Below are 14,139 nucleotides of genomic sequence, written 5' to 3'. Positions count from 1 at the left end.
TCGTCCCGGCCGCACCACCCGGTCCACCCCGCAAGCACCCCCGAGGACTTCGATGACGCAGATCGCGCTGATCGTCCTGGCGCTGGTCGCCGCCGCGGCCGCGGCCGTGCTCGCCCGCGGCCGGGCCGTCGCCGTCACCCGGGCGACGGCCGCCGAGACCGCGCTCGGCCGGGGCGAGGAGCGCGCCCGGACCGCCGAGGGCCGGCTCGCCCGCGCGGAGCAGCAGCAGCGCGACGCGCAGGAGGCCGCCCGGCGCTCCGCCGAGGAGGCCCGGCGGGCGGAGGAGCGCACCCGGGCCGCCGAGGACAGCGTCCGCGAGGCGCAGGAGGCGGCCCGGCAGGCGCAGGACACCGTCCGGGACGCCATGCAGCAGGGCTCCGCCGCGACCGCCCGGGCCGAGCAGGCCGAGCGCGCGCTCGCCGAGGCCGAGGCGCGCGGCACCGCGCTGCTCGCCGAGATCGGCCACCTCGCCCAGGAGCGGGTCGCCGCCACCGCCGTACGGCTCACCCACGGCAACGCCCCGCTGGTCGGCCCGCTGGACCCGCAGGCCGTCGGCCCGGAGGCGGTCCGGGCGCTGCAGGGCGTCCTGGACGCCGCCCAGGCCGCCCTCGCCGACGAGCGCGAGCGGGTGGACGCCGCCGCCCGCGCCGCCATGCGCGGCGCCACCTCCCGGATCCAGACCCTGCTGTACCAGATCCAGAGCCTGGTCCAGCAGCTCCAGCACGAGAACGACGACCCCCGGCTGCTGGAGGTCGACTTCCGCAACGAGGTCGCGCTGCGCCGGATCCAGACCATCGCGGTGCTCTGCGAGGCCTGGCCGGGCCTGGCCCGCACCGACTCGCCGCTCGCCGAGGTGGTCGTCGGCGCGCTCTCCCGGGTGCCCGGCTACGCCCGGATCAAGGTCGCCAACCACCTGCGCGAGCAGCGCCTCGCCGTGGTCGCCCGGGCCGCCGAGCCGATCGCCGTCACCATCGCCGAGCTGCTCGCCAACGCCACCGCCTGCTCCCACCCGGAGACCGACGTCCCGGTCACCGTCCAGCAGGGCGGCCGCGGTGCGCTGGTGATCATCGACGACAGCGGCATCGGCATGGACGAGGACCAGCTGCGCCGCGCCCGCCGGCTGCTGGCCGGCCCGCCCGACATGCTGCTCACCGAGCTCGGCAACCCGCCCAAGACCGGCTTCGCGGTGATCGGCAAGCTGGCTCGCCAGTACGGCTTCTCCTGTCACATCGAGCCCTCGCCGTACGGCGGCATGCGGACCATCCTGCGCATCCCGGCCGCGTTGGTGACCGTCGTGGACGACGAGCAGCCGCTGTCGGTGCTCACCCCGCTGCCGCTGCGGGCCGGCTCCGGCCCGGCCCCGGCGCCCACCGTCGCGGCCGTCCCGCCGATGCGCGACGCGGACGAGCAGGACGGCCCGCGGCTCGCCGACCGCCACAACCAGCCGGGCCCGCACCCGGCCCCGGCCATCCGCGTGGTGCCCGACCCGGTCGCGGACGGCCCGGTCGCGGACGGCCCGGCGGGGGAGGGCCAGGCGGGGGAGGGCCAGGCGGGTGCGTCCGTCCCGGCCGAGCCCGGCCCGGACGCCCCCGCGACGGACACCCCCTCGACGGACGCGTCCGCGGCCGACGACGGCACCGGCCTGCCGACCCGGCGCCGCCGCCGTCCGCTGGCCGCCGAGCAGCCCGCCGCCGTACGGCCGGCCGCCGCCAAGCCCGCCCCCGCCCGCGCGGCCGCGCGCACCCCCGAGCAGGCCGCCGCCCACTGGCAGGCGCTGCAGCAGGGCACCGACTCCGGCCGGGCAGCCGTGGCCCGGGCCGAGCGCGAGGAGGCCGCCGGTGCCGCACCCGGCCGGACCGCCCCCGGAAACAGCGACAGCACCACCGGCACGACCGGCACCACCGGCATGAGCGCCACCGGCGGCAGGACCGCCACCACCCCCGGCGACACCACCGCCGACCGCGACCCCGGTGACCCGAGCACCGGTCCGACCTCAGAAGGAGCCGAGCAGTGAGCAGCACGCCCAGCCCGACCGCCACCGACGAGATCTCGTGGGTGCTGACCCCGCTGCTGGAGCTCCCGGGGGTGCTGCACGCCGTCATCGCCACCGGGGACGGCCTGGTCGAGGGCGCCTCGGGCGGCCTGGAGCGCGCCTCGGCCGAGCGGGTCGCCGCGATGACGGCCACCGTGCACGCCGCCGCCCGGGCCTTCACCGCCGCGTTCACCGACGTCGAGCGGCCCCGGCTGGCCCAGACCGTGGTGGAGTCCGACCTCGGCTACGCCGTCGTGGTGCCCGCCGGGGAGAACACCTCGCTCGCCGTCTTCACCTCGCCGGACGCCCAACTCGGCAACGTCGCCTACCAGATGCAGCTGCAGGTCGCCGCCCTCGGTCGCGCGCTCGCGAGCCCGACCAGGCGGCAGGACGACGACGTCCGGTCATGACCGCCGTCCCCCGCAGGCGGATGGTGCCCGCCTACCTGGCCACCGGCGGCCGCAGCCGCCCCGGCACCAAGGGCTTCGAGCGGCTGACCGTGCTGTTCGCCGACCGCGCCGACCCGCCGGAGGCGCTCGACCCCGAACACCGCCGGCTCTGGGAACTGCTGCGCCCCGGCGCGCTGACCGTGGTGGAGGCCGCCGCGCACCTGAGCCTGCCGGTCAGCGCCACCGTCTTCCTCGCGGCCGACCTGGTCGAGGCGGGCTGCCTGCACGCCCGCGCGCCGATCCCGCGTGCCCAGCAGACCGACCGCTCCATCGTCGAGAGGCTCCTCGTTGGACTCCGTGCGCTCCGGTGACCCGGCCGCCCGGCCGGAACCGGAAGACCAGAGCCGGGTGGGCTACCTGCCCGACCAGGACCAGACGCTGATGAAACTGGTGGTGGCCGGCCCGTTCGGGGTCGGCAAGACCACCCTCATCCGGACCCTCTCCGAGATCGCCACCCTGCACACCGAGGAGGCGATGACCGAGACCGGCCGTCCGGTGGACGACCTGGCGGGCGTGCCCGGGAAGTCCACCACCACCGTCGCCGTCGACTTCGGCCGGCTCACCCTGCCCGGCAACGTGGTGCTCTACATGTTCGGCACCCCCGGCCAGCGCCGCTTCTTCCCGCTCTGGCAGGACATCGCCCGCGGCGCGGTGGGCGCCCTGGTGCTCGCCGACACCCGCCGGCTGGCCGACTCCTTCGAGATCATGGACATGGTCGAGGAGCAGGGCCTGCCGTACGCCGTCGCCGTCAACCGCTTCCCGGACGCGCCGGACCACCCGGTCGAGGTGCTGCGCACCCACCTGGACCTGCACGCCGCCACCCCGCTGCTGCTCTGCGACGCGCGCGAGCGCGACAGCAGCCTGGACGCGCTGATCGCGCTGGCCGAGCACGTCCTGGACGCCCTGCCCGCCGCCCCCGCCGGCCCGGACCCCGCCGGCCCGGACCCCGCCGGCCCGGACCCCGTCACCTCGGACCCCGCCACCCCGGAGCAGCCGTGACCGTCGAGTCCCGCCCGACCCCGATCCACGGCCCGGTCTTCGCCGCCGACCCCCAGCTGGTCTACGAGCGGCTGCGGCGGCACGGCGCGGTCGCCCCGGTGGAGATCGCGCCCGGCGTCGAGGCCCTGCTGGTCACCGACTACCAGGCCGCGCTGGACCTGCTGCGCGACACCGACACCTTCTCCAAGGACTCCCGGGCCTGGCAGCGGACCGTCCCGCCGGACTCCCCGCTGCTGCCGGTGCTCGGCTACCGCCCGACCGCGCTGTTCAGCGACGGCGAGACCCACGCGCGCTACCGGGCGGTGATCACCGACGCCCTCGCGCTGTTCGAACCGCACCGGCTCCAGCGCCAGGTCGCCGAGACCGCGCACCGGCTGATCGACCGCTTCGCCGCCGTCGGGCACGCCGACCTGATCGCCGAGTACGCCCGCCGGCTTCCCGCCTTCGCGCTCACCACCTGGTTCGGCGTGCCGCAGGAGCAGCGCGAGGAGGTGGTGGACGCGATCACCGGGCTGATCGAGTCCACCGCGCGGGCCGGCGCCTCGTACGGGAAGCTCCTGGCGGTGGTCACCGCGATGGTCGCCGAGCGCCGCGAGCGCCCCCGGCACGACCTCACCTCGATGTACGTCACCCACCCGGTCGGACTGGACGACGACGAGGTGATCCGGCAGATCACCCTGACCCTGATCGCCGGGCACGAGCCGACCACCAACCTGATCGGCAACGCCCTGCTGCGCCTGCTCACCGACGCCCGCTACGCCGGCTCGCTGTTCGGCGGGGCGATGACCGCCCACCAGGCGATCGACGAGGTGCTCTGGCACGAGCCGCCGATGGCCAACCTCTCGGCCCACTACCCGCGGTACGACATCACCTTCCACGGCCGCGAGATCAAGGCGGGCACGCTGGTGCTGGTCTCGTACGCGGCCGCCAACTCCCAGGCCGCGCCGCCCACCGACGGCGGCGGGCTGCGCAGCGGCGAGAGCGCCCACCTGGCCTGGGCGGCCGGTCCGCACGCCTGCCCGGCCCGGGACCCGGCCCTGCTGATCGCGATCACCGCCATCGAGCAGCTGGGCAGCCGCCTCAGCGACCTCGAACTGTCCACCCCCGCCGAGGACCTGCTCTGGCGCCCGGGCCCGTTCCACCGGGCCCTGACGCACCTCCCGGTCCGCTTCGCACCGGTCGAGGGGTAGGCCCGGACGGGCCCGGACGGCGCGGAGGCCCGGACACCGTACGTGTCCGGGCCTCCGCGCGCGTATCCGGCCCTACTCGGCCGGCTTCAGCGTCAGCGAGACGCTGTTGATGCAGTAGCGCTGGTCCGTCGGCGTGCCGTAGCCCTCGCCCTCGAAGACGTGCCCGAGGTGCCCGCCGCAGCGCGCGCAGCGCACCTCGACCCGGCGCATGCCGAGCGAGGTGTCCTCGATGTACTGGACCCGGTCCCCGGCCAGCGGCGCGTAGTAGGACGGCCAGCCGCAGTGGCTGTCGAACTTGGTCTCGGAGCTGAACAGTTCGGCCCCGCAGGCCCGGCAGCCGTAGACGCCGACGGTCTTGGAGTCGGTGTACTCACCGGTGAACGGCCGCTCGGTGCCCGCCTCGCGGAGCACGTGGTACTCCTCGGGGCTGAGCTGGGCGCGCCACTCGGCCTCGGTCTTCTCGATCTCGTAGCTCATCACGGGCTCCCGGTCGCGGTGGACGTCGGACGGACGTACGTCAGACGTTGGAAGCAACGTTCGCGAGGTGCCGCAGGATTTCCGGGCCGAGGTTGGTGACGTCACCGGCGCCCATGGTGAGCAGCAGGTCGCCCGGGCGGGCGAGGCCGGCCAGCAGGGCGGGGGCGGCGGCGAAGGAGTGCTCCGCGGTGACCTCGGCGCCGGCCCGGCGGGCCGCGTCGATGATCAGCTCGCTGGTCACGCCGGGGATCGGGTCCTCGCGGGCCGGGTAGATGTCCAGCACCACCGAGGCGTCGGCCAGCGCCAGGGCCTGGCCCATCTCCTCGGAGAGCTGCTGGGTGCGGCTGAACAGGTGCGGCTGGAAGACCACCAGCACCCGGCCCCCGCCGGTCAGGCCCTCGCGGATGGCCTCCAGGTCGGCGGTCATCTCGGTGGGGTGGTGGGCGTAGGAGTCGATCACCTGGACCCCGCCGGCCTCGCCCTTGAGCTGGAGCCGGCGGCGCACGCCGGTGTAGGCGCCGAGCGCCTTGGCCAGGTCGGCGGCCGGGACGCCCAGCGCGACGCCGGCGGCCAGCGCGGACACCGCGTTGTGGGCGTAGTGGCGGCCGGGCACCGAGACGGTGAAGCTCAGCTCGGCGCCGTCCAGCAGGACGGTGACCTCGCTGGTCATGCCGTGGGCGACCACCGAGAGCACCCGCAGGTCGGCGTCCTCGGCGGAGCCGACCGTCACCACGTTCAGGCCCTCGCGGCCGGCCACCCGGGAGGTGAGCTCGCGGGCGCCGTCGTGGTCGGCCGAGACCACCAGGGTGCCGCCGGGGACGATCCGGCCGACGAAGGTCTCGAAGGACTCGTAGATCTCCTCGATCGAGGCGTAGTTGGCGTGGTGGTCCAGCTCCACGTTGAGCACGATCGCCACCTCGGGCGCGTACTTGTGGAAGCTGCGGTCGCTCTCGTCCGCCTCCGCGACGAAGATCTCGCCGGTGCCGTGGTGGGCGTTGGAGCCGGGCGCGTCGAGGTCGCCGCCGATCGCGTAGGACGGGTCCAGGCCCAGCTCGCCGAGGGCGACGGCGAGCATGCTGGTGGTGGTGGTCTTGCCGTGGGTGCCGGCCACCGCCAGCGCCCGGCGCCCGCCCATCAGCGCCGCCAGCGCGTCGGAGCGGTGCACCACCGGGATGCCGCGCTCGTGGGCGGCCACCAGCTCCGGGTTGTCGGCCCGGATCGCGCTGGAGACGACCACGCTGCTGGTGCCGTCCGGCACGTGCTCGGAGGCGTGGCCGACGTGCACGGTGGCGCCGAGGGCGCGCAGCGCGAGGACGGTCTCGGACTCCTTGGAGTCGCTGCCCGAGACGCTGGCCCCGCGCACGGCGAGGATCTTCGCCAGGCCGGACATCCCGGCGCCGCCGATGCCGATGAAGTGCGGGGCGTGCAGGTCGTGCGCGGCGTCGTTCAAGGCGTGGCTCCGTAGGGGCGGGGGCAGACAGGGCGGGCGGACGGGTCGGGAAGACGGAATCGTCCTCGCGGGCGGACCGCAAGGACGATTCTGCACCACCGGCGTGCCGGGCCGGTCGGGTCAGGAGTCGCTGGCGAAGAGCCTGAGCACGGGGACGCCCACCTTGTGCCGGGCCTGGGAGGCCCAGTCGCGGTGGAAGAACTCCTCCACGAAGTGCGGTGAGGTGAGCACCACGACCTCGTCCGCCCGCTGCTCCCCGACGACCGCGCGCAGCCGCTCCAGCGGCTTCTCCCCGACCAGCTCGCCGACCGCCTCGGCCCCGGCCGAGCGCAGGTGGCGCAGGCTGTGCTCCAGCGACTCGCCGGCCACGGTCGGACCGCTCTCGGACTCGTCGTGCTCGTGCACCACCTTGTCGAGGTGGCCGAGGGCGACGTCGTCGAGCGCCCGCAGCAGTTCGTCCTGCCGGCCGCGCGGCTGCATCAGGACGACGAAGGACACCTTCTCCTCGCCGTGGAGCGTGGTGACGAGCTCCACGTCCGCGTCGGAGAGAGCCTTTTCGATCATCAGTACCGTCTTGAACACGTGAGTCCCTTCCAGTGGCCGGCCCCCGGGCCCCGGCATCCCATAACGGGATCACGATCAGGGGGTCACGGGGTTGTCCGAACCGGGGTGACGCAGGTAGCGGGTGAAGAGGAATCCTTTCTGCTCGATCAATGAGACCAGCCGCATCCGCTGCACGTCAGGCATTCGGGCATCGTGCAGGATGCGCGGCGCGTCGCCGCCGGTGAGCAGCGGAGCCAGCGACAGGCACAGCTCGTCCAGCAGGCCGGCCGCCGCCAGCTGCCCCAGCAGGCGCGGGCCGCCCTCGGTCAGCAGCCTGGTCCAGCCCCGTTCGGCCAGGGCCGCCACGCCCGCCCGCAGGTCCACCGAACCGGTGCCGGCGAGCACCAGGTCGGCCACCCCGGCGACCGCCCGGCGGCGCTCCGCGGGGGCGTCCTCGGTGGTGACGACCACCGTCCTGACCAGCGGCTCGGTGAACAGCGGCGCGGTCAGGTCCAGCTCCAGCGAGCGGCTCACCACGGCGATCGCCGGGGCGGGCGCCTGCCCCGCCGCCGCCCGGGCCGCCGCGAACTCCTTGCGGGCCCGGGCCGGCCGGTAGCCCTCGGCGCGGACCGTCTCCGCGCCCACCACTACCACGTCCGACAGCGCCCGCAGCACCCCGAAGATCCGCTTGTCGGCATCGCCGGAGAGGCCCTCGGACAGCCCGTCCAGCTTGGCCCCGCCATCCAGGCCGGACACCATGTTGGCGCGCAGCCAGGGGCGCCCCTGATTCACCTGTTCGGGGTACGCGTAGACGGCGGCGAGCGATTCCAGTGCGGCCGGATCGGCGAGCCGCCCGCCCAGCGGGCTGATCAACTGTTGCATGTCCCCAGTCTTCCACCGCGGGCCGTGGGCCGTTCGGGGCCGCGGGTCGTTCGGACGGCGTACGGGGCAGGCGTACCCTCTACTGATGTGCCCGCAGCCTCCCACTCCGCAACCGCGACCGAGCCGATAGCAGCCGCACACGCCTCCGGCTCCCCGATCGCGCTCACCGACCGCCGACCCGTCGTGCCCGCCGAGCGGCTGGTCGCCGAGATGGTCCCGCCGCCCCGGTTCGCCGACGTGAGCTTCGGGACGTACATTCCGGACCCGACCCAGCCGAGCCAGTACGAGGCCGTCCAGGTCCTGGAGCAGTTCGCGGCGACCCTCGGCGGAGGAAACGGTTCCGCGCCCAAGCGCAGCTGGTTCCGCCGCTCCGCCCCCGCACCCACCGGCCCGGCCGGGGTCTACCTCGACGGCGGCTACGGCGTCGGCAAGACCCACCTGCTCGCCTCGCTCTGGCACGCCGCCCCCGGCCCCAAGGCCTTCGGCACCTTCGTCGAGCTGACCAACCTGGTCGGCGCGCTCGGCTTCCAGCAGGCCGTGCGGACCCTCTCCGGGCACACGCTGCTCTGCATCGACGAGTTCGAGCTCGACGACCCGGGCGACACCGTGCTGGTCTCCACCCTGCTCGGCCGGCTGGTCGACAACGGCGTGAAGCTGTGCGCCACCTCGAACACCCTGCCCGAGAAGCTCGGCGAGGGCCGCTTCGCCGCCACCGACTTCCTGCGCGAGATCCAGGGCCTGTCCGCGCACTTCCGCCCGATGCGGATCGACGGCCAGGACTACCGCCACCGCGGCCTGCCGGACGCCCCGCCGCCGTACACCGACGAGGCCGTCACGGCCGCCGCGGCCCGCACCCCCGGCGCCTCGCTGGACGACTTCGACGCCCTGCTCGCCCACCTCTCCGCCGTCCACCCCAGCCGCTACGGCGCGCTGCTGGACGACGTCGCCGCGGTCTGCCTGCGCGGCGTCCGCCAGATCGACGACCAGTCCACCGCGCTGCGCCTGGTCGTGCTGGCCGACCGGATGTACGACCGCGAGCTGCCGATCACCGCCTCCGGCCTCCCCTTCGACCAGGTCTTCCCGGAGGAGATGCTGCGCGGCGGCTACCGCAAGAAGTACCTGCGCGCCATCTCCCGCCTGGTCGCCCTCGCCCGGGACAGCGCCAAGGCCTGACCCGTGACCTTCCCCCTCGCCCGGCAGTTGTTCCCACTGCCGAGCGAGGGGGAGAGGCATGACCGGTGACGACTCCCGGGCGGGCTACCGGATCGAGATCGAGCCCGAGGTGCGGGTGTGGCTCCAGAACTGCCCGACCGCCGAGTACCGGGCGGCCGAACGCGCCGCCGACCGCCTCGCCGAGGACGGCGAGGCGCTGTCGTTCCCGTTGGCGAGCCACCTGGGCGGCCCGCTGCGCGAGTTGCGGATCGGGTCCATGCGCATCACGTACTGGCTCGCGCCGGGGCGGAGGGCTGTGCTGCTGACGGTCTTCCGCAAGACTAGGAACCGCGAGACCGATCAGGTCGAACGGGCGCGCCGCGCGCAGAAGGTCTGCGAGGCGGAGCACGGGCCCGCCGCCGACCACGAGATCTACGACCGGGAGGAGCAGCGATGAGCAGCGGCTACCACACCCGCTGGACCGTGCCGGCGGAGCACCGGGAGAGCGAGGAGTACCGCGCGGCCGGGCGGCGGATGGCGCTGGCCGAGGCCGTGTACGCCCGACGCTCCGCGCTCGGGTGGACACTCGCCGAGCTCGCCGAGCGGGCCGGGCTGGAGGAGGAGACCGTCGAGGGCATCGAGGAGAGCGGGGTCGATCCGACCCTTCCGCTGATCGAGCGACTCGCCGCCGCCTTCGACTCCGTGGTGCGGATCGACCCCGCCCGGGAGCCGGCCATGAGCTTCGAGGCCCACGCGGCCTGATCGAACCGGCCTCGCTTGTCGGTGGTGGGTCGTACCGTTGAGTGGTGCGTCCCATCACGAGTATTGAGCGGTCCGTGGCGCCTTTCGAGGTCGTCAGCCCCTTCCAGCCGAACGGTGACCAGCCGGCGGCGATCGCCGAGCTGGAACGGCGGATCAGGGGAGGGGAGAAGGACGTCGTGCTGCTCGGTGCCACCGGCACCGGCAAGTCGGCCACCACGGCCTGGATGATCGAGAAGCTGCAGCGGCCCACCCTGGTGATGGCGCCGAACAAGACGCTGGCCGCGCAGCTGGCGAACGAGTTCCGCGAGCTGCTGCCGAACAACGCGGTCGAGTACTTCGTCTCGTACTACGACTACTACCAGCCCGAGGCGTACGTCCCGCAGACGGACACCTACATCGAGAAGGACTCCTCGATCAACGAGGAGGTCGAGCGGCTGCGCCACTCGGCGACCAACTCGCTGCTCACCCGCCGGGACGTGGTGGTGGTGGCCTCGGTCTCCTGCATCTACGGCCTCGGCACCCCGCAGGAGTACGTGGACCGGATGGTGCGGCTCAGGGTCGGCGAGGAGATCGACCGGGACGAGCTGCTGCGCCGCTTCGTCGACATCCAGTACGCCCGCAACGACGTGGCCTTCACCCGCGGCACCTTCCGGGTCCGCGGCGACACCATCGAGATCTTCCCGGTCTACGAGGAGCTCGCCGTCCGGATCGAGATGTTCGGCGACGAGATCGAGGCGCTGTACACCCTGCACCCGCTCACCGGCGAGATCATCAGCCAGGACGACTCGGTCCACGTCTTCCCCGCCTCGCACTACGTGGCCGGCCCCGAGCGGATGGAGCGCGCGGTCAACGGCATCGAGGCGGAGCTGGCGCTGACGCTCGCGAAGCTGGAGAAGCAGGGCAAGCTGCTGGAGGCCCAGCGGCTGCGGATGCGCACCACCTACGACATCGAGATGCTGCGCCAGATCGGCACCTGCTCGGGCGTCGAGAACTACTCGATGCACTTCGACGGCCGCGAGCCCGGCTCCCCGCCGAACACCCTGCTCGACTACTTCCCGGAGGACTTCCTCCTGGTCATCGACGAGTCGCACGTCACCGTCCCGCAGATCGGCGCGATGTACGAGGGCGACGCCTCGCGCAAGCGCACCCTGGTCGAGCACGGCTTCCGGCTGCCCTCCGCGATGGACAACCGCCCGCTGAAGTGGGAGGAGTTCCTGGAGCGGACCGACCAGACGGTCTACCTGTCGGCGACGCCCGGCCCGTACGAGCTGTCGCGCGGCGACGGCCAGGTCGAGCAGATCATCCGCCCGACCGGCCTGATCGACCCCGAGGTGATCGTCAAGCCGACCGAGGGCCAGATCGACGACCTGGTGCACGAGGTCCGCAAGCGGGTCGAGCGGGACGAGCGCGTCCTGGTCACCACGCTGACCAAGAAGATGGCCGAGGACCTCACCGACTACATGCTCGGCCTGGACATCCGGGTCCGGTACCTGCACAGCGACGTGGACACCCTGCGCCGGGTGGAGCTGCTGCGCGAGCTGCGGGCGGGCCGGTACGACGTGCTGGTCGGCATCAACCTGCTGCGCGAGGGCCTGGACCTGCCCGAGGTGTCGCTGGTGGCGATCCTGGACGCGGACAAGGAGGGCTTCCTGCGCTCCGGCACCTCGCTGATCCAGACGATCGGCCGTGCGGCCCGCAACGTCTCCGGCCAGGTCCACATGTACGCGGACAAGATCACCCCCGCGATGGAGAAGGCCATCGACGAGACCAACCGCCGCCGGGCCGTGCAGCAGGCCTACAACAAGGAGCACGGGATCGACCCGCAGCCGCTGCGCAAGAAGATCGGCGACATCCTGGACACCCTCGCCCGCGAGGACGTGGACACCGACGAGCTGCTCTCCACCGGCTACCGGAACCAGGGCAAGGGCAAGGCCCCGGTCCCGTCGCTGGGGGCGGAGCGCAAGCCGGCCAAGTCCCTGCCGGCCGCCGAACTGGCGGACCTGATCCAGGAGATGACCGACCGGATGCACACGGCCGCCGCCGACCTCCAGTTCGAGGTCGCGGCCCGGCTGCGCGACGAGGTCAAGGAGCTGAAGAAGGAGCTGCGGCAGATGCGCGAGGCCGGAGTGGCGTAGCCGCAACCGCAGGGGGCGCACCCGTACGGCGCTGGGCCTGGCCGGAATGACACCGGTCAAGTCCGCGGGTGTCTCAGCCTTGCCACAAACGGGCAGACCCGGGGGAGCCCGGGGTGCCGCAGGCCCTAGGCTGGCCTGCGGCATCGTGCCCTCGGGACGGGGTTTGCGGGCCGTACGCAGAGGGGGCCTCAGCCGGGGGACGGCGACGGGGTGTTCCACCGTGGAGCCGCTCGGCTGTGACCGCGCGGCCGGCAGAGAGGACAACGTCGTGTCGGTGAACCTGGCCAAGGGGCAGCGGGTCAGCCTCCAGAAGGGGCAGGGCGGCGCCCTGACCGTGGTCCGGATGGGCCTCGGCTGGCAGGCCGCCCCCAAGCGCGGGCTGTTCGGCAGCCGCACCCGGAAGATCGACCTGGACGCCTCGGCGCTGCTGTACGCCGAGCGGACCCCGTCCGACGTGGTGTTCTTCTCGCACCTGGAGAGCAACGACGGCTCCGTGCGGCACACCGGCGACAACCTGGAGGGCGGCTCCGGGGCCGAGGACGACGAGGCGATCCTGGTCGACCTGGTGCACGTGCCCGTGAACATCACCCAGGTGGTGTTCACGGTGAGCTCGTACACCGGGCAGACCTTCGCCGAGGTGCAGCGGGCGCACTGCCGGCTGGTGGACGAGGCCACCGGGCTGGAGCTGGCCCGCTACGAGCTGGCGGGCGGCGGGCCGCACACCGGGCAGATCATGGCCAAGGTGGTCCGGGACGGCGACGGCGGCTGGGAGATGCAGGCGATCGGCGCGCCGGCCAAGGGGCGGACCTTCCAGGACCTGCTGCCGGCGATCGAGCCGTTCCTGTAGCCGGCCGCGTAGCCGGTCCAGCAGCCCGCTCCGCACGGTTCTTTACCTTCTTTACCTTCCCTTGGGATTGCTGTTACTCTCGTTGGCAGCGGAGGGGAGTATTCCTCGACAGCCGACCCCGTCATCACGGGTGCCCGTCGTGGCACCCCGGGGCGCTGGCCCGACGGGCGGAAGAGACCTCCGGCAGTGACGATGACTGTCTCGCCTACCTGCCGGAGGAGCAGTAGTGGACGTTTCCGTAACCATGTGGGTTTCCACGATCCTGGTGCTGATCGCACTGGTCGTGGCGGACTTCTTCATCGGAGGGCGCAAGCCGCACGAGGTCTCGATCAAGGAGGCCGGGATCTGGACGGCCGTCTGGGTCGCCCTGGCGGTGCTCTTCGGCGGCTTCCTCTGGTGGCACTCCGGTGGGGAGCCGGCGGGCGAGTTCTTCGCCGGCTACATCACCGAGAAGTCGCTCAGTGTCGACAACCTCTTCGTGTTCATCCTGATCATGGGCAAGTTCGCGGTGCCCAGGATCTACCAGCAGCGCGTGCTGATGTTCGGTGTGATCATCGCGCTGGTGCTCCGGGCGGTGTTCATCGCCGGCGGCGCCGCGCTGGTCGCCGAGTTCTCCTGGGTGTTCTTCATCTTCGGCGCCTTCCTGATCTGGACGGCCTGGAAGCTGATCAAGGAGGCCCGCGCCGAGGACGAGGGCGACGAGGAGTTCGAGGAGAACCGCGTCCTCAAGTCGATCACCCGCCGCTTCCCGGCCACCGAGGACTACCGCGGCACCAAGCTGTTCGTCCGGGAGAACGGCCGCCGGCTGATCACCCCGATGCTGGTCGTCATGCTGGCGATCGGCACCACCGACGTGCTGTTCGCGCTGGACTCGATCCCGGCGATCTTCGGCCTGACCCAGGACCCGTACATCGTCTTCACCGCCAACGCCTTCGCCCTGATGGGGCTGCGCCAGCTGTACTTCCTGATCGGCGGCCTGCTGAAGAAGCTGGTCCACCTGTCGTACGGCCTGTCGGTGATCCTCGGCTTCATCGGCGTGAAGCTGGTGCTGCACGCCGCGCACGAGGCGGGCGCGACCTGGGCCCCGGAGATCGGCATCCCGTTCTCGCTGGGCTTCATCGTGGTCGTCCTGGCGATCACCACCTTCACCAGCCTGCGGGCCGCGAAGAAGGCCGAGTCCGCCGAGCACGAGAAGCTCGACGCCTGACGCCTGACGCCTGA

15 protein-coding genes are annotated in these 14,139 nt (G+C 73.0%); 11 read left to right on the top strand and 4 right to left on the bottom strand.

Annotation, left to right across the window (positions count from 1 at the left end):
- The first annotated feature begins 52 nt into the window (after positions 1-52).
- The 5 genes from ACFVXH_RS21060 to ACFVXH_RS21040 all read left to right on the top strand — a co-directional run bounded on the left by ACFVXH_RS21060 (position 53) and on the right by ACFVXH_RS21040 (position 4,670).
- Positions 53-2,014 (top strand): ATP-binding protein, encoded by a 1,962-nt coding sequence (locus ACFVXH_RS21060; RefSeq protein ID WP_387825925.1) that lies wholly within the window; start codon positions 53-55, stop codon positions 2,012-2,014.
- Positions 2,011-2,442 carry a roadblock/LC7 domain-containing protein gene (locus ACFVXH_RS21055; protein WP_387825922.1) on the top strand — a complete coding sequence of 144 codons (432 nt, stop codon included), beginning with the start codon at positions 2,011-2,013 and terminating at the stop codon, positions 2,440-2,442. The genes ACFVXH_RS21060 and ACFVXH_RS21055 overlap by 4 nt, the downstream gene beginning before the upstream one ends.
- Complete coding sequence (locus ACFVXH_RS21050; RefSeq protein WP_049649592.1) at positions 2,439-2,792, top strand: DUF742 domain-containing protein; 354 nt, start codon at positions 2,439-2,441, stop codon at positions 2,790-2,792. Before ACFVXH_RS21055 ends, ACFVXH_RS21050 begins: the two co-directional genes overlap by 4 nt.
- Positions 2,793-2,862: 70 nt before the next feature.
- Entirely contained in the window at positions 2,863-3,480 is a 618-nt protein-coding gene (locus ACFVXH_RS21045) for an ATP/GTP-binding protein (RefSeq protein ID WP_387826192.1), read from the top strand.
- Positions 3,477-4,670, top strand: coding sequence for a cytochrome P450 (locus tag ACFVXH_RS21040; RefSeq protein WP_049649594.1), 1,194 nt, complete (start codon positions 3,477-3,479; stop codon positions 4,668-4,670). Before ACFVXH_RS21045 ends, ACFVXH_RS21040 begins: the two co-directional genes overlap by 4 nt.
- 72 nt (positions 4,671-4,742) lie before the next feature.
- On the opposite strand, the gene msrB is transcribed toward ACFVXH_RS21040, so the two are convergent.
- The 4 genes from msrB to ACFVXH_RS21020 all read right to left on the bottom strand — a co-directional run bounded on the left by msrB (position 4,743) and on the right by ACFVXH_RS21020 (position 8,022).
- Positions 4,743-5,147 carry a peptide-methionine (R)-S-oxide reductase MsrB gene (gene msrB, locus ACFVXH_RS21035; RefSeq protein WP_049649595.1) on the bottom strand — a complete coding sequence of 135 codons (405 nt, stop codon included), beginning with the start codon at positions 5,145-5,147 and terminating at the stop codon, positions 4,743-4,745.
- Between the two features lie 40 nt (positions 5,148-5,187).
- Positions 5,188-6,597: a UDP-N-acetylmuramate--L-alanine ligase gene (gene murC, locus ACFVXH_RS21030; protein WP_387825917.1), complete on the bottom strand. Its 1,410-nt coding sequence runs from the start codon at positions 6,595-6,597 to the stop codon at positions 5,188-5,190.
- A 120-nt stretch (positions 6,598-6,717) separates the two neighbouring features.
- On the bottom strand, positions 6,718-7,179 hold the full coding sequence (locus ACFVXH_RS21025) for an indole-3-glycerol phosphate synthase (protein ID WP_107086353.1): 462 nt from the start codon (positions 7,177-7,179) through the stop codon (positions 6,718-6,720).
- 57 nt (positions 7,180-7,236) lie between these two features.
- Complete coding sequence (locus ACFVXH_RS21020; protein WP_074001682.1) at positions 7,237-8,022, bottom strand: pyrimidine reductase family protein; 786 nt, start codon at positions 8,020-8,022, stop codon at positions 7,237-7,239.
- A 126-nt stretch (positions 8,023-8,148) separates the two neighbouring features.
- Between ACFVXH_RS21020 and zapE the strand changes: the two genes are divergently transcribed.
- The 6 genes from zapE (at position 8,149) to ACFVXH_RS20990 (ending at position 14,125) form a co-directional block, all read left to right on the top strand.
- Complete coding sequence (gene zapE / locus ACFVXH_RS21015; RefSeq protein ID WP_387826190.1) at positions 8,149-9,195, top strand: cell division protein ZapE; 1,047 nt, start codon at positions 8,149-8,151, stop codon at positions 9,193-9,195.
- A gap of 58 nt (positions 9,196-9,253) precedes the next feature.
- Entirely contained in the window at positions 9,254-9,631 is a 378-nt protein-coding gene (locus ACFVXH_RS21010; RefSeq protein ID WP_387825914.1) for a type II toxin-antitoxin system RelE/ParE family toxin, read from the top strand.
- The gene (locus tag ACFVXH_RS21005; protein ID WP_387825911.1) at positions 9,628-9,936 is read left to right on the top strand and encodes a helix-turn-helix domain-containing protein; all 309 of its coding nucleotides are present in this window, start codon (positions 9,628-9,630) and stop codon (positions 9,934-9,936) included. Before ACFVXH_RS21010 ends, ACFVXH_RS21005 begins: the two co-directional genes overlap by 4 nt.
- 44 nt (positions 9,937-9,980) lie before the next feature.
- A complete protein-coding gene (gene uvrB, locus ACFVXH_RS21000; protein WP_387825908.1) occupies positions 9,981-12,071 on the top strand; it encodes an excinuclease ABC subunit UvrB in 2,091 nt (696 codons plus the stop codon).
- 268 nt (positions 12,072-12,339) lie between these two features.
- A complete protein-coding gene (locus tag ACFVXH_RS20995; RefSeq protein WP_049649603.1) occupies positions 12,340-12,918 on the top strand; it encodes a TerD family protein in 579 nt (192 codons plus the stop codon).
- Between the two features lie 226 nt (positions 12,919-13,144).
- A complete protein-coding gene (locus ACFVXH_RS20990; protein ID WP_375873240.1) occupies positions 13,145-14,125 on the top strand; it encodes a TerC family protein in 981 nt (326 codons plus the stop codon).
- The last annotated feature ends 14 nt before the right edge of the window (positions 14,126-14,139 follow it).

The organism is Kitasatospora sp. NPDC058184 (assembly GCF_042883725.1).
In the GTDB taxonomy this organism is placed as follows: Bacteria; Actinomycetota; Actinomycetes; order Streptomycetales; family Streptomycetaceae; genus Kitasatospora.
The sequence above is the reverse complement of the archived record's forward strand: the minus strand, read 5'-3'. Positions and strand labels throughout refer to the sequence as shown.